20 protein-coding genes are annotated in these 18,048 nt (G+C 70.0%); 9 read left to right on the plus strand and 11 right to left on the minus strand.

All coding sequences use genetic code 11. The features are described 5' to 3' along the window. Window positions 1-6: 6 nt before the first annotated feature. The gene (locus OOT46_RS08755; RefSeq protein WP_265403218.1) at window positions 7-930 is read right to left on the minus strand and encodes a LysR substrate-binding domain-containing protein; all 924 of its coding nucleotides are present in this window, start codon (window positions 928-930) and stop codon (window positions 7-9) included. Window positions 931-1,017: 87 nt separating this feature from the next. Between OOT46_RS08755 and OOT46_RS08760 the strand changes: the two genes are divergently transcribed. Next, window positions 1,018-1,284 (plus strand): DUF1127 domain-containing protein, encoded by a 267-nt coding sequence (locus OOT46_RS08760; protein WP_265403219.1) that lies wholly within the window; start codon window positions 1,018-1,020, stop codon window positions 1,282-1,284. A 147-nt stretch (window positions 1,285-1,431) separates the two neighbouring features. Next, window positions 1,432-2,982 (plus strand): hypothetical protein, encoded by a 1,551-nt coding sequence (locus OOT46_RS08765; protein ID WP_265403220.1) that lies wholly within the window; start codon window positions 1,432-1,434, stop codon window positions 2,980-2,982. Here the strand turns inward: OOT46_RS08765 and OOT46_RS08770 are convergent. Then, window positions 2,960-3,586 (minus strand): tRNA-uridine aminocarboxypropyltransferase, encoded by a 627-nt coding sequence (locus OOT46_RS08770; protein WP_265403221.1) that lies wholly within the window; start codon window positions 3,584-3,586, stop codon window positions 2,960-2,962. The two genes, OOT46_RS08765 and OOT46_RS08770, sit on opposite strands and share 23 nt — an antisense overlap. Window positions 3,587-3,614: 28 nt before the next feature. Continuing rightward, on the minus strand, window positions 3,615-4,352 hold the full coding sequence (locus tag OOT46_RS08775; protein WP_265403222.1) for an SDR family oxidoreductase: 738 nt from the start codon (window positions 4,350-4,352) through the stop codon (window positions 3,615-3,617). Window positions 4,353-4,508: 156 nt separating this feature from the next. Here OOT46_RS08775 and OOT46_RS08780 point away from each other — a divergent pair, with 156 nt between their 5' ends. After that, a complete protein-coding gene (locus OOT46_RS08780; protein ID WP_265403223.1) occupies window positions 4,509-5,453 on the plus strand; it encodes an AraC family transcriptional regulator in 945 nt (314 codons plus the stop codon). Between the two features lie 13 nt (window positions 5,454-5,466). On the opposite strand, the gene OOT46_RS08785 is transcribed toward OOT46_RS08780, so the two are convergent. The 3 genes from OOT46_RS08785 to OOT46_RS08795 all read right to left on the minus strand — a co-directional run bounded on the left by OOT46_RS08785 (window position 5,467) and on the right by OOT46_RS08795 (window position 9,374). Continuing rightward, entirely contained in the window at window positions 5,467-8,013 is a 2,547-nt protein-coding gene (locus OOT46_RS08785) for a glucose/quinate/shikimate family membrane-bound PQQ-dependent dehydrogenase (protein WP_265403224.1), read from the minus strand. A 179-nt stretch (window positions 8,014-8,192) separates the two neighbouring features. After that, window positions 8,193-8,843, minus strand: a complete 651-nt coding sequence (leuE, locus tag OOT46_RS08790; RefSeq protein ID WP_265403225.1) for a leucine efflux protein LeuE — start codon at window positions 8,841-8,843, stop codon at window positions 8,193-8,195. Window positions 8,844-8,885: 42 nt separating this feature from the next. Then, window positions 8,886-9,374 carry a GNAT family N-acetyltransferase gene (locus tag OOT46_RS08795; RefSeq protein WP_265403226.1) on the minus strand — a complete coding sequence of 163 codons (489 nt, stop codon included), beginning with the start codon at window positions 9,372-9,374 and terminating at the stop codon, window positions 8,886-8,888. A 117-nt stretch (window positions 9,375-9,491) separates the two neighbouring features. Here OOT46_RS08795 and OOT46_RS08800 point away from each other — a divergent pair, with 117 nt between their 5' ends. From OOT46_RS08800 to OOT46_RS08815, 4 genes are all read left to right on the plus strand, one after another. Further along, on the plus strand, window positions 9,492-10,478 hold the full coding sequence (locus OOT46_RS08800; protein ID WP_265403227.1) for a DnaJ C-terminal domain-containing protein: 987 nt from the start codon (window positions 9,492-9,494) through the stop codon (window positions 10,476-10,478). Continuing rightward, on the plus strand, window positions 10,475-10,810 hold the full coding sequence (locus OOT46_RS08805) for a chaperone modulator CbpM (RefSeq protein ID WP_265403228.1): 336 nt from the start codon (window positions 10,475-10,477) through the stop codon (window positions 10,808-10,810). Before OOT46_RS08800 ends, OOT46_RS08805 begins: the two co-directional genes overlap by 4 nt. A gap of 16 nt (window positions 10,811-10,826) precedes the next feature. After that, the gene (locus OOT46_RS08810; protein WP_265403229.1) at window positions 10,827-11,219 is read left to right on the plus strand and encodes a ChaB family protein; all 393 of its coding nucleotides are present in this window, start codon (window positions 10,827-10,829) and stop codon (window positions 11,217-11,219) included. 100 nt (window positions 11,220-11,319) lie between these two features. Beyond that, on the plus strand, window positions 11,320-11,844 hold the full coding sequence (locus OOT46_RS08815; protein ID WP_265403230.1) for a Uma2 family endonuclease: 525 nt from the start codon (window positions 11,320-11,322) through the stop codon (window positions 11,842-11,844). Window positions 11,845-11,853: 9 nt separating this feature from the next. Here OOT46_RS08815 and OOT46_RS08820 read toward each other — a convergent pair whose 3' ends face one another. The 4 genes from OOT46_RS08820 to OOT46_RS08835 all read right to left on the minus strand — a co-directional run bounded on the left by OOT46_RS08820 (window position 11,854) and on the right by OOT46_RS08835 (window position 14,793). Next, the gene (locus OOT46_RS08820; protein WP_265403231.1) at window positions 11,854-12,345 is read right to left on the minus strand and encodes a YfbM family protein; all 492 of its coding nucleotides are present in this window, start codon (window positions 12,343-12,345) and stop codon (window positions 11,854-11,856) included. Window positions 12,346-12,558: 213 nt separating this feature from the next. Continuing rightward, on the minus strand, window positions 12,559-13,569 hold the full coding sequence (locus OOT46_RS08825) for a hypothetical protein (protein ID WP_265403232.1): 1,011 nt from the start codon (window positions 13,567-13,569) through the stop codon (window positions 12,559-12,561). A gap of 15 nt (window positions 13,570-13,584) precedes the next feature. Then, window positions 13,585-14,403, minus strand: a complete 819-nt coding sequence (locus OOT46_RS08830) for a DUF6345 domain-containing protein (protein ID WP_265403233.1) — start codon at window positions 14,401-14,403, stop codon at window positions 13,585-13,587. Window positions 14,404-14,475: 72 nt separating this feature from the next. Further along, a complete protein-coding gene (locus OOT46_RS08835; protein ID WP_265403234.1) occupies window positions 14,476-14,793 on the minus strand; it encodes a hypothetical protein in 318 nt (105 codons plus the stop codon). Between the two features lie 191 nt (window positions 14,794-14,984). On the opposite strand from OOT46_RS08835, the gene OOT46_RS08840 reads away from it, so the two are divergent. After that, window positions 14,985-15,713, plus strand: a complete 729-nt coding sequence (locus OOT46_RS08840) for a hypothetical protein (protein WP_265403235.1) — start codon at window positions 14,985-14,987, stop codon at window positions 15,711-15,713. 208 nt (window positions 15,714-15,921) lie between these two features. Beyond that, entirely contained in the window at window positions 15,922-16,347 is a 426-nt protein-coding gene (locus OOT46_RS08845; RefSeq protein WP_265403236.1) for a GFA family protein, read from the plus strand. Window positions 16,348-16,383: 36 nt separating this feature from the next. On the opposite strand, the gene OOT46_RS08850 is transcribed toward OOT46_RS08845, so the two are convergent. Continuing rightward, window positions 16,384-17,955 carry a lytic polysaccharide monooxygenase gene (locus OOT46_RS08850; RefSeq protein WP_265403237.1) on the minus strand — a complete coding sequence of 524 codons (1,572 nt, stop codon included), beginning with the start codon at window positions 17,953-17,955 and terminating at the stop codon, window positions 16,384-16,386. Between the last annotated feature and the right edge of the window lie 93 nt (window positions 17,956-18,048).

Consider the following 18,048-nt stretch of genomic DNA (forward strand, 5'->3'; position numbering starts at 1 on the left):
GATGCCTCACGGTATGGCGGCCGCCGGCAGGCGCGCCAGCTGATGGCGCGAGCGCTCCAGCTCCTCCTGCAGCCAGTCGCGCAGCGCACGCAAGGGGGGCCAGTCGCGCAAGGTCGGGGGATAGACGAACCAGTAGCTGTCGCTGCCGGTGCCGGGCAGCGACAGCGGCGACAGGCGCACCAGCCGGCCGTCGCACAGCGCGTCGGCGGCCAGCAGCTCGCGCGCCAGCGTGATGCCCAGGCCCTGCTCGACCGCCTGCAGCATCAGCCCCGCATCGTTGAAGGTGGCGACGGGGTTGACGTGCACATCGCGCACACCGGCCAGATCGAACCAGCGCTCCCAGAGCGCGGCGCTGCCCAGCAGCGCTTCCTGCAACAGGGCCTGCGGCCCCTGGCCGCGCAGCCGCGCGGCCGTGCCCGGCGTACCCAGCACCACCAGCGGCGAGTCGATCAGCGGCTCGGCCTCCAGGCCCCGCCAGCCGCCCATCCCCTGGCGCAGGGCCACGTGATAGCCCTCGCGGGCCAGCTCGACCAGGTGCTGAGCGGCATGCACTTCCAGCCCGATGTCGGGATGGCGTTCGCGCCACATCCCCATGCGCGGCAGCAGCCAGCGCTGCGCAAACGACGGCACCATCGAGACGCGCAGCCGCTGCTCGCCGCCGCTGGCCGCTGCGCAGGCAGCCCGCGCGCCGTCCTCCAGCAGCGCCAGCGCCGGCTCCACGGCCCGCAGCAGCGCCGTACCGGCCGCGTTGAGCACCAGCCGACGGCCGCGCCGGTCGAACAGCTCGACACCGAGTTGCTCCTCGAGCTGCCGGATCTGCTGGCTCACCGCGCTGTGGGTCAGATGCAGCTGCTCGGCCGCGGCGCGCAGGTTCTGCTGGCGGGCCACGAGGCGGAAGGCGGGGAGCGTGGTGAGGGGCAGGCGGGACACGGCGGCTCGTCTGGTAAGAAGCTCTGGACAGAGTGTTGAAATCTTACCGATTTCGTTTACAGCGGCGCTTTCCTAAGCTGCCGACCCATGAGCCACAGCATCGACCACGCCACCCCGACGCCGCGGCCGCAGCCCCGCAGAAGATTGCTGGCGGCGATGGCCGCCGCCCTGCCCGCGAAGATCGCGGCCTGGCATCGGCGCCGCCGCGACCAGCGGGCGCTGCTCAGGCTCAGCGTCGAGACCTTGAAGGACATCGGCGCGCCGGACTGGCTGGTGGCGCGTGCGATGTGGTGCGACGGCGAGCTCGAGAAACGCCTCCGGCAGGACCTGCGCAGGACCCCACACGGCTGGTAGGCGAGCGAGGCTTCTTTCGCGCCCTGCCCCCGCGCTTCGCTTCTTCGAGCGGCACCGGCCGCGGCATCGCGATGCTGCACACATCGAGTGCCGGCTTCCCTGCGGAAGCCCGGTGTGTCACCACCGCCTCAGCCGATCGAGACCCGCATGAACCTGTACGCTGCCCAACGCCGCGACAACCTCGCACCCGCCCTCGCCCTGGACGCCGGCACGGGCACCGCCAGCCTGGCCCAGAACATCGTCCAGCTCGGCATGCTGGACCAGGCCCTGCGGGCCTCGCTGCGCAGCCTGTTCGGCCTGCCCGCGATGCCGACCGGGCCCCAGGGCGGGCTGCTGCAGTCCCCGCAGCAGCGCAGCGCCTGGCCCTCCGGTGGCGGCCTGCCGGCACCGATGGGCGGCCAGCCGGCGGTCAGCACGCCGATGCTGTTCTCGCCCGGTGGCGGGGCGCTCCAGACGCCCAGCCTGCGCACCGGGGGCGACTCGGCGAACGCGCCGGCCTTCACGCCTTTCGCCAACCCGCAGGCCGCCAACGCCGGGGTCGCGACGCCCACGGGGGGCCACGCGCCCGTTGCCGACTCCGGCGCCTTCGCGCCGCCCAAGCACCCCGACCTGATCGACGCGATGCCGGTCGCGGTGCCCGGGCTGGGGCAGAAGGGCTTCGGTGCCGCCGGCAAGCTGCACGGCAAGGACGACGTCTACGAGGACGGCGACAAGAAGGGCCAGCGCAAGCCCAGCAAGGCCAACCCGATCGCCTCGGGCATGCAGACCGACAAGTTCCTGGTCGAGCCCTCGGTGGGCACCGAGCGGCGCTCCAATCTCGGCGGCCGCGAGGTGGACAACTGGAGCAACGCGGGCGGCAGCGGCAGCTCGCTGGAGCAGACCGGTGCGTGGTCGCGCTCGAAAGAGCTGGCCCACATGGAAAACGGCAAGCTGGCCCTGCAGGGTTACGGTGAAGTGGCAGCCGGCGCCCAGGCCAAGCACGTGCAGACCACCGGCAACGCCATCGACGGCGCCACCACGCTCATGGGCGGCGGCCTGGCCGGGGCGGAGGCGCGCGGCTACGGGCAGGTCAACTGGGGCGTCGGCGGCTACAACATCCAGGCCGGCGGGCAGGCCAAGCTGGGCGCCTTCGGCGACGGCGGCGTCGAATGGTCGGGCAAACACTCCACCGTGAACATCGGCGGCTATTCGCTCAACGTCACGCCCAGCGCGTCGGCCAAGGGCAGCGCGATGGTCGGCGGTGAGGTCGGCGGCACCGCTTTCGCGGGCGTCTCCTACCCCACCCCCGAGGAGATGGCCAAGGGCGCGCGGCCACGCTACGGCGCCGAGCTGCAAGGCAATGCCTTTGCCGGCGCCAAGATCGACGGCACCGCGACGGTGGGCGTGGGCGGCAACTCGGTGGGCGTGTCCGGCGGCCTGATGGCCGGTATCGGTGCCGAGGCCAAGGCCAAGGCCGAGCTCAGCGGCGGCAAGCTCAAGCTCGAACTCAAGCTCGGTGCGGCACTCGGCCTCGGCGCCTCGGTCGGCCTGAAGCTCGACATCAACGTGCAGCCGCTGATCGACGCCGGCAAGAAGGTCAAGGAGCACTTCGAGAACGTCGGCGACGCCTACAGCGAGGCCAACAAGAAGGCCGGCGGCGGCGTGAAGGGCTTTTTCGCCGGCGTGGGCGCGGGCATCAAGAAGTTCTTCGGGGGCTGAGGCCGGCGCCGGCATCGCGGGCCGCCGTCAGCTGGGCGACAAATCGATCGAAGGCGGCCCACAGCGGCGCATAACGCTGTTCCTGTCGTTCCAACTGCTGCAGCGCCCAGGCCGTCGCCTCCAGCGTCGAGAGCTGATCGTCGCGGTGCGCCTTGCGGATCAGACCGTAGCGCGAGGCCGGAGGATGGTCCAGCGCCAACCGGGGCAGGGTCTGCAGCCAGGGGTTCAGGAGCAGCATCTTGCGACTCTTGCGCCAGGTGGCGTCGAGCACGATCAGCCGCCGGGGAGCGGCACCCGCGGCAGGGGCCGCTGCAGGCCCCTCACCCGGCGTGACGGGATACAGCAGCAGCGTGTCCGCCATCGAGCCGACCCGCGCCTGCAGCGCCGGCAGCTCGAAACGCTCCCCCACCTCCAGCCGGCTGCGCCGCAGGCACAGCTGCAGCAGCCGGCCGCTGCCCTTGGCCTCGTGCTGCTCCATCGGGTGCTGCAGGATCAGCACCTCGATGTGGTTGTCGACCTCGGCGACGCAGGCGCAGATGCAGGCCGAGGCCGGGCGCCCGCAACGCGGGCAGCGAGGTCGTGGGGCGGCGGGCGGAGCTGTCATGGCGGGCCCACAGCATAGCGGCCGTCGCTCAATACGGGCTGGCGGTCGGCCGCACGATGATCTCGCTGGTGTCCACGTCCTCCGGCTGCTCGATCGCGAAGGCGATGGCGCGGGCAATCGCCTCGGGCGAGATCGCGATGCGCCGGAAGTCGCGCATCAGCGCGCGGGCATCCGGGTCCGAGATCGATTCGGCCAGTTCCGATTCGGTCACGCCCGGCGACACCACCGTGACACGGATGTCGCCGCCCACCTCCTGCCTGAGCCCTTCCGAGATCGCGCCCACCGCGAACTTCGTAGCGCAATAGACCGCCGCGGTGGGCGACACGGCATGGCCAGCGATGGACGAGACATTCACGAACTGCCCGCTCTTCTGCGCCTGCATGACAGGCAGTCCGGCCGCGATGCCGTGCAGCACACCGCGGATGTTCACGTCGATCATGCGGTTCCACTCGTCCACCTTGCCCTCCTCCAGCCGTGACAAGGGCATCACGCCGGCGTTGTTGACGATCACGTCGACGCGGCCGAAGCTTTCGCGCGCAAAGCCGACAAAAGCCTCGACGTCCTCCAGGCGTGTCACGTCCAGCGGGCGCCACCGTGCCGAGCCGCCCTCCCCGCCGATCGCGTCGGCCAGCGCCGCCAGCCGCCCGGCACGCCGGGCACCGAACACCACATGGGCCCCGCGTCGCGCCAGCAGGCGGGCGGTCGCCTCGCCGATGCCGCTGCTCGCGCCCGTGATCGCCACCACCTTGCCTTCGATTCCAGACATGTTCGCTTCCTTTCGTGCGAGTTGAAGAGACGGAAGTCAGTCTAGGAATCCGGGCCTGGGAGGCGGTAGCCCAGGCGCCGCCGGTTCTTGCACAATCCTCCAGCATCGCGCGGCCGCGCTTGGGGCCGGCGCTGTCTCCAGGCAAGCTTTGCAGCCATGACCTCCCCGCCCCCGTCCCTGACCCAGGCAGCCGGCCCCGACCTGTCGGTGCTGCTGGCCCGGCTGGCCACCCACATCGAGCGCGCCACGCCCGGCGACGGCGTGTTCGCGACCGCGATCGGGCGTCTGGCGCTGATCCGCGCCTCGCAACCCAACCAGCCGGTGCATGCGTTGCACCAGCCCGCGCTGTGTGTGGTCGCCCGTGGCGCCAAGCGCGTCATGCTGCAGGACCAGGTCTACCTCTACGATCCCTCGCGCTACCTGGTGGCCTCGGTCGACCTGCTGGTCTCGGGCCAGGTGCTGCAGGCCACGCCCGAGGCGCCATATCTGTGCGTCCGGCTCGAGCTGGACCCCGGCGAGATCGCCGGGCTGATGCTGCAGACCCAGGCCCCCGCGGCCCCTGCCCTGGCCGGCCGCGGCCTCTGGCTGAGCCGGACCACCGAGCCCTTGCTGGACGCCGTGCTGCGCCTGGTGGGCCTGCTGGAAACGCCCGAGGACATCGAAACGCTGGCGCCGCTGGCGATACGCGAGATCGTCTACCGGCTGCTCAAAAGCCCCGAGGGCCCGCTGCTCGCCCACATCGCGCGGGCCGACGGCCACGGGCAGCGCATCCGCAACGCCATCGCCTGGATCAAGACGCACCTCGAGCAGCCCCTGCGCATCGAGACGCTGGCCCGGGCGGTGCACATGAGCCCGTCGTCGCTGCACCAGCATTTCAAGGCCGTCACGGCGATGAGCCCGCTGCAGTACCAGAAGCAGCTGCGCCTGCAGGAAGCGCGGCGCCTGCTGCTGAGCGAAGTGGCCGATGCCGCGAGCGCCGGCCACCGCGTCGGCTATGCCAGCCCCTCGCAGTTCAGCCGCGAGTACCGGCGTCAGTTCGGCGCCCCGCCGGCGCGCGATATCGAGCGGCTGCGGGCGGGGACGGCATCGGACCTGCTGTAACGCGGGCCGCGGCTCAGGGCTTCGGCAGCGCGTAGGCGATCACGTGGTCGCCCGCCTTGGTGCCCAGCGAGCCGTGCCCGCCGGCCACCACCACAACATACTGCCGGCCGTCGGCGCCGGTGTAGGTCATCGGTGTTGCCTGGCCGCCGGCTGGCAGCCGGTGCTGCCACAGCTGCTCGCCGTTGCGCAGGTCGTAGGCGCGCACGTAGTAGTCCAGCGTGCCCGACAGGAAGGCCACCCCGCCGGCCGTCACGATGGGCCCGCCCAGGTTGGGCACGCCCATCTGGAAAGGCAGCGGCAGCGGCGAGCTGTCGCGCACGGTGCCGTTCTTGTGCTGCCAGATCACGCGGCCGGTGGTGAGGTCGGCCGCCGCCACGTAGCCCCAGGGCGGTGCCTGGCAGGGCAGGCCGAAGGGCGAGGTGAAGGCGCTCAGCTTCACCGCGAAGGGCGCGCCGAAGTTCTCGTTGAGCGCCGGCAGGCTGTCGTCGGGACGCCCTTCGCCCTGCACGTACAGCGTCTTGTCGTCGGCGCGCGGCACCAGCTGCGAGACGAAGGCCAGGTAGGTCGGCGTCGTGAACGCGATCTGGCGCTGCGGATCGACCGCGATGCCGCCCCAGTTGAAGACGCCGAAGTTGCCGGGGTAGACCAGCGTGCCCTGCAGCGAGGGCGGCGTGTAGCGGCCCTCGTAGCGCAGCCGGTGCAGCGCGATGCGGCAGCCCAGCTGGTCGAACAGCGTCGCGCCCCACATGTGGCGCCCCTCCAGTGGCGGTGGGTCGAAGGACAGGGCCGATCTGGGTTGCGTGGGCGCCGTGCGGTCGCCCTCGGCGGCCCCCTGAGGCGCCGGCACCTCGGTGACCGGCAGCAGCGGCCGGCCGGTGCGCCGGTCGAGCACGAACAGCTCGCCCTGCTTGGTCGGCTGCACCAGCGCCGGCACCACCTGGCCCTGGATCGTCAGGTCGACGAGGCTGGGCTGCGCCGGCACGTCGTAGTCCCACAGGTCGTGGTGCACGGTCTGGAAATGCCAACGCACCCGGCCGGTGGCGAGGTCCAGCGCGACGACCGAGGAGGCATAGCGCTCGACGGCCTCGCTGCGCCGGCCGCCCCATTGGTCGGGCGGCTGGTTGCCCATCGGCACATAGACCAGGCCCAGCGCGGTGTCCACGCTGGAGATGGACCAGCTGTTGGGCGAGCTGGGCGTGTAGGTCCGGCCCGCCGGCAGCGGCGCGGTGTCGTCCGGCTTGCCCGGGTCCCAGTTCCAGACCAGGGCGCCGGTGCGCACGTCGAAGGCGCGGATGACCCCCGAGGGTTCGTGGGTCGTTACGTTGTCGAGCACCGTACCGCCGACGATCAGCACCTTGTCGGTCACGACCACCGGCGAGGTCGAATAGTAGGAGCCGGGCCGGACATGGGGCATGCCAGCCCACAGGTCGATCTGTCCCGTGCCGCCGCCGAAGGCCGTGCAGACCGAGCCGTCGTCGGGATTCAGCGCGATGACGCGGCCGTCGGCGGTCGGCATGAACAGTTGGGCCGTGCAACTTGCGCTGGTCTTGCCGTGCGCCGCGGCGACCGGCTGGGGCGGCCGGGCTTGGGTTTCGGCGGCGGTGCCGGTGGCCGACGAGGCGTCCACCGGCGCGGCGGCGACACCGGCCGCCGGCACCGAGGCCGACGCAGCGGGGACCGCCGCCGTCGGCGGCAGGTAGGACAGCCCGCGACAGGTCAGGTGCTGGAGCGCCAGCCGGCCCTGGATCTGCGGATCGTAGCGCCACAGCTGCTGCCCGGTGGTGGCGTCCAGCGCGATCACCGACTGGTGCGGGGTGCACAGCACCAGCTTGTTGCCGATCTTGAGGGGCGTCACCTCGAAGGTGGTCTCGTGCGGGTCGCCGGGGCGCCCGCGCATGTCGCCGGTGCGATAGGTCCACGCCACGTCGAGCCGGCCGACGTTGTCCGGCGTGATCTGGTCCAGCAGCGAATACCTCTGCCCATGGCCGGTGCGACCGTAGGCATGCCACTCGCCGGCCGGCACGCCCAGCCCGTCGTCGCCGGGCCTCGGGGTCGTCGCCTGCGCGAGCGTGCCCTCGATGCGATGCGGGTCCACCATCCAGGACGCCAGCGCGACCAGTGCGAACAGGACCAGCACGGCGGCCAGCGCCAGCCGCCCGCCGTGCCAGCCCGGTCGTGCCGGATCGGCCGGCGGCGCCACCCCGAGCGCCTGCGGCCTGGACGGCGGCGTCAGGCGGCGGTTCACCCAGGGCGTGATCAGAAACAGGCCGATCAGGAAGGGCACGTCGACGCGCGCCGCGAGCGGCCACCAGTCGAGGCCCGCCTCCCACAGCCCCCAGGCCAGCGTGGCGCCGACCACCGCCGCGAACACCCACAGCGCCGCGGAGCGGCCGCGTGCGAGCAGCCAGGCGCCCAGCACAAAGGCCAGGCCCGCGACCAGGTAGTACCAGGAGCCGCCCAATGCGATCAGCCAGGCGCCTCCGGCGACCAGGCCGATTCCCATCAAGGCGATCAACAAGCCGGTGACCCGCAGAAGAAGCGAAGGTCGCAGAGCGGACATGGACAAACTCCGGTCGCATGGGTGGACCGCGAGTTCCTGGCAATTCCAGTTCCTGCACGGTCACGACCGGCCTTGCGACCCGCGCCTGCCGACCTGCCGAACGCTGCGTGGACGTCTTCCTCGGCAACGCTGCGCGGCATTTCGCCGCGCAGCCGGTGCTCACGCCCGTGGGAGCTGCCTCAACCCAGGCTGGCGCCCGCCAGCTTCGCGCCGAAGCCGAGGAAGAGCCCGCCTACCGCGCCGGTGCCGGTGGCCGATAGGCGCCGGTGACGGCGGAACTGCTGCGCCAGGCGGGCGCCGGCAAAGATCAGCAGCGAGAGATAGAGAGCGCTGAAAAACTGCACGATGCTGCCCAGGATCACGAAGGACAGTGCCGGGTGCGCATAACCCGGCTCGACGAACTGGATGAAAAACGAGACGAAAAACAGGATCGCCTTCGGGTTCATCAGGCTGATCAGCAAGGCGGTGCGGAAAGGGTTTGACGCATCGACGGCGGGCGGCGTCTCGGGCTGCGCCTCGCCGCGGCCGCGCCACATCGCCCAGCCCGCACGCAGCAGACCGACGCCCATCCAGGCCAGGTAGGCAGCACCGGCGTACTTGATCGCCAGGAACAAGGCGGGCGTGGCCTGCAGCAGCGAGGCCGCGCCGGTGGCCGACAGCACCATCAGCACCAGGTCGCCCAGGAACACACCGCAGGCCCCGCGGTAGCCGGCCGCGACGCCGAAGCGCGAAGCAACCGACATCACGTAAAGCGAGTTGGGCCCGGGCAGCAACACGATGAAGATCGTGCCGAGGACAAAGCTTGCGAGATCGGTGACGCCGTAAAACATGAATAGCTCAAAGCGGAGGAAGGCAGGCAGGAAAGGCCCCGTTCAGCGTGCGAAACGCTGCAACCCGTCGCCGGCAATGCGGCAGATGCGCCACTCAGGCATCACCGTGGCGCCCATGCTTTCATAAAAGCGGATCGCCGGGGTGTTCCAGTCCAGCACGCTCCACTCGAAGCGCCCGCAGCCGCGCTCCACCGCCAGCGCGCCGACGTGCTCCAGCAGCGCACGTCCGATGCCCCCCGCGCGGTGCTCCGGCAGCACGAAAAGGTCTTCGAGATAGATGCCCGGCTGGCACAGAAAGGTCGAGAAGTTGGTAAAGAACAAGGCATAGCCGACGCTTTTCGGCCGGCCGTCGACCTCGATGTCGGCCATCACCACCTCGGCCGGCGGGCGCCGCCCGAACAGCTGCGCATGCAGCTTTTCCGGCGTGATCTCCAGCAGATGGGTGAGCTTTTCGTAGTCGGCCAGCGCGGCAATCAGGCCGACCAGGGTGGGCACGTCGTGCGGTGCGGCGGGGCGGATCCTTGCTTTCATCCAATGAATTATGCCGGCGGCCCGCCGCTTGACCGCTCGGGCACTTCACTTGCCACCGCTGCGATAGACGGGCTGCCACAGGCCGGCAGCCCCTTGCACGCTGAAAGGCGGACCGGCATGGAGTTCAAGGACTATTACGCCATCCTCGGCGTCGACCGTGACGCCAGCGCCGAGGACATCAAGCGCGCCTACCGCAGACAGGCGCGCAAATTCCACCCGGACGTCAGCCAGGAGACCGGGGCCGAGGCCCGCTTCAAGGAAGTGGCCGAGGCCTACGAGGTGCTGAAGGACCCGGAAAAACGCGCCGCCTATGACAACGCCGGCCGGCGCTGGCAGCAGCGCGGCCCCTCGGGTGAACCGCCGCCCGACTGGAACACCGGCTACGAGTTCAGCGAGGCCAACTTCGCCAGTGCCTTCGGCGAAGAATTCAGCGGCCCGTGGAGCGAGGAGCACAGCGACTTTTTCGAAGCCCTGTTCGGCCGCCACGCTCGCGGCGCACGCCAGGCGCGGCCGCAGCGGGGCACCACGCGCGGCGAGGACCACCACGCCAAGGTCATGATCGACCTGGAGGACAGCTACAGCGGGGCGACCCGCCAGCTGCGATTGAGCCTGCCGGTGGCCGACGCCCACGGCCGCGTGCAGTTGCAGGAGCGCCAGATCGAGGTCCGCATCCCGCGCGGCCTCCGGCCCGGCCAGCAGCTGCGCCTGACCGGCCAGGGCGGACCGGGCCATGGCGGGGGACCGGCCGGCGACCTCTACCTCGAAGTCGAGTTCCGTCCCCACCCCTTGTTCCGCCTGGACGGGCGCAACCTGAGCGTGGAGCTGCCGGTGGCGCCGTGGGAAGCGGCGCTCGGCGCCAGTGTCGCCGCGCCCACGCCCGAGGGCGAGGTAACCCTGACCGTCCCGCCCGGTTCGGCCGCCGGCCGCAAGCTGCGCCTGCGCGGCAAGGGCCTGCCCGGGCAGCCGCCGGGCGACCTCTACGTGGTGCTGACCATCGCACTGCCGCCCCCGGACGGCGCCGCCGTCGAGGATGCCTACCGCGCGCTGGCGCGCAGCGCGGCCGGCTTCGACCCGCGCGCCCATCTGCCCCGGAGCCAACGATGAGTCAGCCGCCCACCGACCGCCCCGTCGGCATCCTGGTCGAAGAGCAGATCGAGCTCAGCATCGACGAGCTGGGCCGCGCCTGCCGCTGTAGCGGCGATTGGATCGTGACGCTGGTGCGAGAAGGCGTGCTGGAGCCGGCCGACCTGCACGGCGGCGAATGGCGTTTCGGCGGCAGCGCGCTCAAGCGCGCGCGCCGGGCCACGCGCCTGCTGCGCGACCTGGAGCTCGACGTGACCGGACTGGCGCTGGCGCTGGACCTGCTCGACCGCATCGACACCCTGCAGCAGCGCCTGGCCGAGCTGGAACACCGCGGCCTGCCGCCCCCTTCCTGACGAAAGGAGATCCCTCATGTCGAAACGATACGGCGTCAACATGCCCAGCACGCTGGAGCGCTCGTCGCCCCAGGCCCAGCGCACCTATGCCAAGACCCTGCGCAGCGCCGAGCAGGAGTACGGCCCCGGCGAGCGCGCCGGCCGTACCGCTTACGCCTCGCTCAAGCACAGCTACGAGAAGGTCGGCGACCACTGGGAAGCCAAGGACCACAAGGGCCCCTCGGACCCGCAGGCCGCCCGCCGCGGCAAGGCTGCACGCGACGGCAAGGGCCCGACGGCCGGCGGCGTGGACGTGCAGGGTCACACGCGGCAGGAGCTGTATGCGCGCGCCACCGAGCTGGAGATCCGCGGCCGGTCCTCGATGAACAAGGAGGCACTGGCGCAGGCGATCGCGAAGAAGCAGCGTTGAGGGTGGGGGGCTGAACGGGCACGGCTATCATCGACGTCAAAGCGCGCACCGTTCCAGGACGGCTGTCCGTCGTACCGACACTGGAAGAGCAGAGGACACCATGCATGCTGAGACCACACTGTCTCCGGCAGCCCTGCGGAGGCTCTGGCTGCAGCTGGCCGAGCAGCAGGATCTTCCGGACCGGTATGAACTGACAGAACACGGGGAACTCGTCGTGAGCCCGAAACCCACCAACCGGCATCAACTGCTGTGCGCCGAGGTCGCCTTCCAGCTGCGCACCCAGCTAGGCGGCCTGGCCGTGGTCGAAGCCGCGGTCCTCACGGCCGCCGCCGGCGTCCGGGTCCCCGATGTGGTGTGGATGCCATCGGAACGGTGGAAGGTCGTGACCACCGCCGAAGACCTGCTGGAAGCCCCGGACCTGGTCGTCGAAGTGCTCTCCCCTGGCAACCGCAAGACCGAAGTCGAGCACAAGGTGCAGGCCTACCTCGCCTCCGGCATCCGCGAGGTGATCGTCATCGGCCTCCTGGGCGAACTGGACTTCCACAGCTGCGACGGGTGCAGGGCGGCCTCCGCCTTCGGAGTGACGCTGACACTCGCGCCCGAGTGGTTCCGGCGCCCGGCCTGAAGCCCGTCCTCAAGCCACGTACAGCAACACCGCATCGCCCCGCTCCGCCGCACGGGCGTAGAACGCGACCAGGTCTTCATACCATTCGGCGAGATAGTCGAAAGCGCCCTGGCCTTCGCTCCGCCAGATGCCGGTCGGGTAGATGTCGGCCTTCTCGAAGGCGGCCGGGTCATAGCGGGCATTGAGCGCCTGGACCGTGATGGGCGCGAGCGCCGCGGCCACCTCGCGCACCTGCTGCGGCTCCAGGTAGCGCGCCGGGCCATAACCCACGTCCTCGCCGATGGGCTCGCCGCCCATGATGGCCCAGGCCAACGGCCCCTCGCCGCCATAGGACTCGCCTGTGAGCAGGAAGTGCAGGCCGTGCCAGGTCTTGTCGATGTCCAGCGCCTCGGCAGGTCCGCCGTCCTCGGCTTCCGTGAACAGGAAGTCGGCGACCGCGTCCGGGTCTGCCCGCAGCTCAGTCAGTTTGGCCTCGCTCACCGCGGCGAAACATCCGATCATTCCCATGCTCCTGCCCTCTCGTTTTGTCCCGCTGCCGGGGGTGGTCCATGCCGCCCGATTGTGAAGCAGCGTCGCCGACAACGACTCCGGGGTTACGCGGGCTTGCGGGGCCTTTCACCTGTTAACTGTCCCTTCGGGACAGGGTCGGAGCAGGTGCGCCGAACACTGCGGAGACCCGCCGCAGCCCCGATGCCGCAGCGGGCCCGAGCGCCCTTATTGCTTGACCACCTCGTCGGCCTTGACCGCCCGTGCGGGCGGGGTCAGGTCCACGGCCTGCGCCTGCGCGTCGGTCAGCGAATAGCCCACCGTCATGCGTCGGCTGACCACGGTCTGCCCGGTGCCGCTCGGCACGGCGAGCGAATAGGAAACCACATACATCGGCGCCACCACCGCGCTGCGCTGGTTCTCCGGCATCACGTACATCACGCGCGACCAGGCCACCTTCGGGGTGCCGCCCTGGGCCGCCAGCTCACGCTCGATGCGCTGCTGCAGTTGCGCCGGCACGACTTCGCGGTGGTGCCAGACGCCGGCGCCGGCCGGTACTTCGCGGTCCTCCTGGAACACCGAGGCGACCGAAACGCCGCCCAGCCTCAGGCTGCTGAGCTGCCCGTCGACGCCGACGGCGATACGCAGGCCCGCATTGGCCAGCTCGATGCCGTTGATGACCCGCCTGAGCGTGATGCGGTACTCCACCAGCTGCTGCTGTGCTTGCGCATTGCCACGCACCGGACCGCCGCCGACCCAGGTGCTAGCCACGTCGGCCCGGCGCCAGTCATAGTGACGTGCATCGATCAGCTGCCGGCTGGCGAGTTCGTCGAAGGCTCGCTTCGCAATGTCCAGCGCCCGCTCCTTCCCGATCGCCGTGCCCGAGGCTTTCGCGACTTGGGCGTCGCGATTGACCAGGCGCAGTTCGTCATAGTCCGCCAGGTACTGCACATCGAGCGACGGCAGCTGCGCGAGCGTGAGGCGCGAGCGTCCGGCGCCTTCCTCGGTACGCCCCACCACCGCCGCCGCAGCCGGCGACGCGACCCGTGCGCCCAACATCGCCTCGGCCGCGCGCGAGGCGCGCAAGGCGACCTCCTGGGGCCTTGCCACCGGCCGCGTCATCTCGAAACTCGCAAACACCTGCGGCGTTTCCACGTCGCGGATCTGTGCACCCGCGCTCTGCGAGAAAGCCAGGGCGGCAGCGCTCAGGGCCAGCAGGAGCGTCAACTTGTAGTCCATGTCCATCTCCTTGGTTCAGCAACCACCGTGGTCGAACATGATCCAGCAGTACCAGCCGTGGGGCTCGGGTGCCAGGTCCACCAGCCGGCCGCCGCGCAGCGAGGCCGTGTCGCGCACCCAGTCGCAGTTGGCCGCGTCGAGCCCGAAGGTCAGCACGATGGGCGAGTTGTCGCCCGTCATCCAGCCCGGCCGGTCTTCCATCTCGTTGATCCAGGCCTGGGCATTGGTGGTGCCCGCCGTGGCGTTGAAAAAGTCGCGCGGCTGGTCGTCGCCCACCGAGGGCGAGTTGTGATAGCCGAAGCTCTGGCGGATCTGGTTGTTGAAGTGGCGGGCGATGCCGCTGAGGTTGATGGTGCAGCTGGTGACGTACATCGCATACGCGGCGCCGTCGCCGGCACGGGTGCCCAGCCAGGTGTCGTTGGGCAGGTCCACCAGGCAACGGCCGTTGCGCTGGAAGCCGAACTGCAGCAACGCCACGTTGCCGTGGCCGGCGTAGACCGACAAGGTGGCCGTGTCGGCATAGGTGCTGTCCAGCCCGCCCGGCCCCGACAGCGAGGCCTCGATGAAGTCGTGCGGCCAGGCATTGGCATTGACAAAACGCCGGCCGGTCCAGCCGGCGCTGTTGAGCGCCGCCTGCAGGCTGGAGGTCACGTCGTTGAGGTCGGCGTTTTCGCAGCCGTTGCCGGTGAAGTCGGTCGATTCGTCGATGTAGTAGGTGGTCTGGGCCGGCGTGAGGCCGGGGACGAGCGACAGGCCGACAGCCAGGCCGAGGGCGCCGAAGACGCGCCGGGCCCCGCGGCCCGCGGCCGTGAAGGTGTGCATGGTGTGGTTCATGAATCGGTCTCCGTGAACACCGACCCGAAGCACCCGGCAGGCGGTCCGGCCTGTCAGACCCGGGCCGGCAAGCTACTGGACGACAACATCGGCAAGGCAGGAGCCCTGGTCGCAGCGGGACCGAACCAGCGGCGGGCAATAGAGCCGCTGCCGGGCGGGGCAGGAGGCCCCGCGGGCGGCGGCATCGACCGTGGTGGCCGCATCGGCGCGGACGGCGCTGGGGCAACGGCAGCCCTCGACGCCACCCGCGACGGTGCAGGCCTCCTGGGCGTGGCAGCGCCTCGCTTCGACGAGCAGGTCGTCATAGGCGGCGAGGCCCGAGCTGCAGCCCGGAGCCGTGAAGGCCGCCATCAGCGAGCAGGCGATGCCGAGCCGGCGGCAGCCATCCATGCGAGAGAGAACAGCAAAGCGAGAGCGGGCAGGCAGAGGCATGGCAGCACCCGACAGCGGATCGAAGCTACGACGTGTTAAACATAGATCTGCAAGCTCGCCTTGAACGCATCAGATGTAAGCAGGGGATGCGCTGCTGCGGCGGAAGTACCCAAGGCCGAGCGCTGCGGGCAGGCAGGCTGCAGACTCCGGTGATCCAGCCGCTGACCATGACCGATATGCTCCTTCCTCGCCCTTGCGTGTTCCTGCAGCGATGCTGCGTTGTGGCCCTGCTGTGCACTGCCAGCGTGCCGTCCATGGCCGACGTCTGGCCGCGCCATACCCCTCGGGCCGAAGTGCCGTCCGCCTTGCAGTCCTCCTTGCCGGCGCAGGCCGAGTGCCGTGCCTTTCTCGAATTCGCGTCTGTCCCCGACGTGGCCTTGGCCCTGTGCCGCGGTGTCGGCACGGCGGACCCTTTGGAGTGGACCGTTCTGGCCGTCGAGACATCGAAAGCCGGGCCGTGGAAGACGCGCAGGATCACCTCCATGGGGGAGGCCTATTCCGCCGACCTGCAAGGCTTCACGGCCCCTCTGGGGTGCCGTGATGGAGGCGACAAAGCGGCTTGTGTGAAGGCGCTGGTGCTGGTCGACCATGCCGCCGAGTTCTGCTGGGGCACCGAGGTCATTGCACTGACCACGACACGCGGTTTCGTGCGTATCGGCGAACTGGCGGAGGTGGTCCCGGCGGACGACAGCGAGCGCTGCGTGTCGCCGGTCGCCAGGGTTCATGGCCCGTCGAATGCACCGCGCATCACGCTCCCGGCCCCGCTGCTGCGCACCGCGAAGGACGGCAGCGGCATACCGGTGAAGGCGCGAGCGGTCACCTATCGGGTGACGGCTCCCGGGCCTGGCCTGCAGCGGCAGGCTGGCCGCGGGGACTGATCAGCCCCCGCCGCGCTGAGAGCACGGCTGCTGGACCGGACGTCCTTCCAGTTGCCGCCAAGCGCCCTTCGTCCGCACGTACAGCCGGTCGTGAAGGCAAGCTGCGCTGGCCGCGGGAGGCCGACGCACCAACGGGTGGCCGAGGCCCTTCACCTGAACAGAGGCACATCGTCTATAACCGCGTAGGTCTCAGCGTCGGGAGTGCATCATGAACAGCGTGTGTGGTCAGTGCTATTGCGGCGCCTGCCGCTATACCGTCGACCCAGGGCCCATACAAGTCATCCATTGCCACTGCAGCATGTGCCGTCGCCAACATGGCGCGGCCTTTTCAACCTGGGTGAGCGTCGGCGCGCAAAGGTTTACCCTGGATGCGCAAGAGGGGGCGGTGCGCAGCTTCGCCGTCAGCGAACGCACCACCAAGTTTTTCTGCGCCGCCTGCGGCACGACGCTGTACCACGTCACCCGCGGCTACGACAATGTCATCGGCCTTCTCGCGGGGACACTGCGGACACCCGTCGAACTCCGGCCCACCGGGCACTACTTCTATTCCGACCGGGCCGATTGGACGGCGCCCCCCTCCGACGGGCTGCCTCTGTGCGGCGGCCCATCAGGGTTCGAGCAACTTGTCAGATGACAAAGCCGGCGCAGCTCGGCCCCCTTCAAGGGCTGATCACTTGTCCGCGCAGAAGCCCGCCTGGGTAAAGCTGGCGCCAGCCGCGAGACCGAGGTTCCACGGCGGGCCCGACAGCTTCAGCTGACTGCCGCTTTGCGTATGGACAGCGTTCCACACCTGGTTGACCGTGCCCTGGACCGGCATGCTGACGGACCAGTTGGCCACGGAGGCCCCGTGGTTGGTCACCTTGATCGTGGCGCAGTAGCCGCTGTTCCAGTCGTTGGTCACGGTGTAGCTGGCGGTCAGAGGGGCTGCCACTCCTCGAACTTGCACATGTGCACTCGCGATGTCGGAGCCGGCCGCATAGACCCGGTTGGCGGTGGCGTGAGCCGTCGGAGTGATCTGGGTGCCGCTCAGCACACCGACACGCACACTCCCCCCCGCCGCGTTCACCGCTCGGGCCAGGGCCAGCGGCCAGGTCGACGCACCGGCGTTGGCCGCCGTGATGGACAGCGGTGCGGCGGGCAGGTAGCGGTCCTGGCCATTGCTCAACACCAGGCGCAACTGCACCTTGTCGCCCGCCTGCAGCGTGCGGCCCGCTGATGCAAGCGCACCGAGGTCCGTCCACCTGGACGTGTTCACCGGCTTGTGCGTGAACGACTTCGAGGCGCTGCTCGTGCCGTCCGCACCCGTGACCTGCAAGGAGACCTGCACGGTGCCGGCCGCAGCGGGGGCGGTGAAATTCAGGCGCGTGATGGCCGCCGCGCTGTTCTCGAAACTGTAGAGCCCCGGGTTCGGCGCGTTGATCGTCCACTTGTAGCTCAGGCCCGTCCCGACGGAGCCCGAGCCATCGAGCAGCAGCGAGCCTTCGCCGGCGATCTCCTTGACGTCCGGCATGGCGGCGATGCGGGCTTCGAGCTTCGGCGCTGGCGTGCCGCTGGCGTCGAACACCACGTCGGCGCAGCCGTGAAAACGCTCGAGGGTGGGCGGCAGCCGGCCCCATTCACCGTAGATCACATGGCGGCCGCTGCGGGCCGGCACGGTGCAGTAGGTGTGGAACTGGTGGGTGCCCTTGGCAGCGACGACATCGGGGTTGGCCGTCGGGTTCTTGTCGTTGTACTTGAGGGTGCAGAACGGGGCCGGCTCGAAGTCGCTCCAGGCCAGCGGCTTGTTCGGCGAGAACACGAAGCCCGGCTTGGTGATCCAGTAGCGGAACTCTTCGGTGTCGTCGAAGTGCGGGCCCCACAGGATGTTCCACGTGATCTTGTTCCGGCCAGCGGACATTTTGCTGGTCGGCCAGTTCATGGCCGTGTCCCAAGGGGTGGCGCCGCCCTTCCAGCTTTCGCTGTCAAAGCCGCAGACGTTCTTGGGCAAGGGCGTGGCCGCCGTGCGCCCGCGGGTGTGGGTGAGCACGCTCATGAAGTTGTACCCGCCGCTCGGATCCGAGGCGAAGGCTTGTGCGCATTCGGGGTGCTGCGCGGCACTGCCGCTGTGGTCGGGTTTGGTGACCGCGCCGCAGAACCAGTTGCGCGACGGCGGATCCTGGATCAGGCCGTGGGCGGATGCAGCGCCACAGGCGCTCCAGGCGGCTGCAGCGAGCGCCAGCGACTCGGGGAGTCGTTTCAACATCTCAGTCTCCTTTTTCAAACGGTTGCGCCGTGGACCAGGCGCGATCGGTGTCTTTTTCGTCGAGCATGAACCTGCTGCCGGTGCCGGCTCCTG

This window comes from Aquabacterium sp. A7-Y, assembly GCF_026153205.1.
In the GTDB taxonomy this organism is placed as follows: domain Bacteria; phylum Pseudomonadota; class Gammaproteobacteria; order Burkholderiales; family Burkholderiaceae_C; genus Caldimonas.

Excerpts from the sequence above, each read along its gene's own strand:
- OOT46_RS08760 (WP_265403219.1), top strand. The coding sequence starts at position 1,018 with ATGAGCCACAGCATCGACCACGCCACCCCGACGCCGCGGCCGCAGCCC.
- OOT46_RS08765 (WP_265403220.1), top strand. The coding sequence starts at position 1,432 with ATGAACCTGTACGCTGCCCAACGCCGCGACAACCTCGCACCCGCCCTC.
- OOT46_RS08770 (WP_265403221.1), bottom strand. The coding sequence starts at position 3,586 with ATGACAGCTCCGCCCGCCGCCCCACGACCTCGCTGCCCGCGTTGCGGG.
- OOT46_RS08775 (WP_265403222.1), bottom strand. The coding sequence starts at position 4,352 with ATGTCTGGAATCGAAGGCAAGGTGGTGGCGATCACGGGCGCGAGCAGC.
- OOT46_RS08780 (WP_265403223.1), top strand. The coding sequence starts at position 4,509 with ATGACCTCCCCGCCCCCGTCCCTGACCCAGGCAGCCGGCCCCGACCTG.
- OOT46_RS08785 (WP_265403224.1), bottom strand. The coding sequence starts at position 8,013 with ATGTCCGCTCTGCGACCTTCGCTTCTTCTGCGGGTCACCGGCTTGTTG.
- leuE (WP_265403225.1), bottom strand. The coding sequence starts at position 8,843 with ATGTTTTACGGCGTCACCGATCTCGCAAGCTTTGTCCTCGGCACGATC.
- OOT46_RS08795 (WP_265403226.1), bottom strand. The coding sequence starts at position 9,374 with ATGAAAGCAAGGATCCGCCCCGCCGCACCGCACGACGTGCCCACCCTG.
- OOT46_RS08800 (WP_265403227.1), top strand. The coding sequence starts at position 9,492 with ATGGAGTTCAAGGACTATTACGCCATCCTCGGCGTCGACCGTGACGCC.
- OOT46_RS08805 (WP_265403228.1), top strand. The coding sequence starts at position 10,475 with ATGAGTCAGCCGCCCACCGACCGCCCCGTCGGCATCCTGGTCGAAGAG.
- OOT46_RS08810 (WP_265403229.1), top strand. The coding sequence starts at position 10,827 with ATGTCGAAACGATACGGCGTCAACATGCCCAGCACGCTGGAGCGCTCG.
- OOT46_RS08815 (WP_265403230.1), top strand. The coding sequence starts at position 11,320 with ATGCATGCTGAGACCACACTGTCTCCGGCAGCCCTGCGGAGGCTCTGG.
- OOT46_RS08820 (WP_265403231.1), bottom strand. The coding sequence starts at position 12,345 with ATGATCGGATGTTTCGCCGCGGTGAGCGAGGCCAAACTGACTGAGCTG.
- OOT46_RS08825 (WP_265403232.1), bottom strand. The coding sequence starts at position 13,569 with ATGGACTACAAGTTGACGCTCCTGCTGGCCCTGAGCGCTGCCGCCCTG.
- OOT46_RS08830 (WP_265403233.1), bottom strand. The coding sequence starts at position 14,403 with ATGAACCACACCATGCACACCTTCACGGCCGCGGGCCGCGGGGCCCGG.
- OOT46_RS08835 (WP_265403234.1), bottom strand. The coding sequence starts at position 14,793 with ATGGATGGCTGCCGCCGGCTCGGCATCGCCTGCTCGCTGATGGCGGCC.
- OOT46_RS08845 (WP_265403236.1), top strand. The coding sequence starts at position 15,922 with ATGAACAGCGTGTGTGGTCAGTGCTATTGCGGCGCCTGCCGCTATACC.
- OOT46_RS08850 (WP_265403237.1), bottom strand. The coding sequence starts at position 17,955 with ATGTTGAAACGACTCCCCGAGTCGCTGGCGCTCGCTGCAGCCGCCTGG.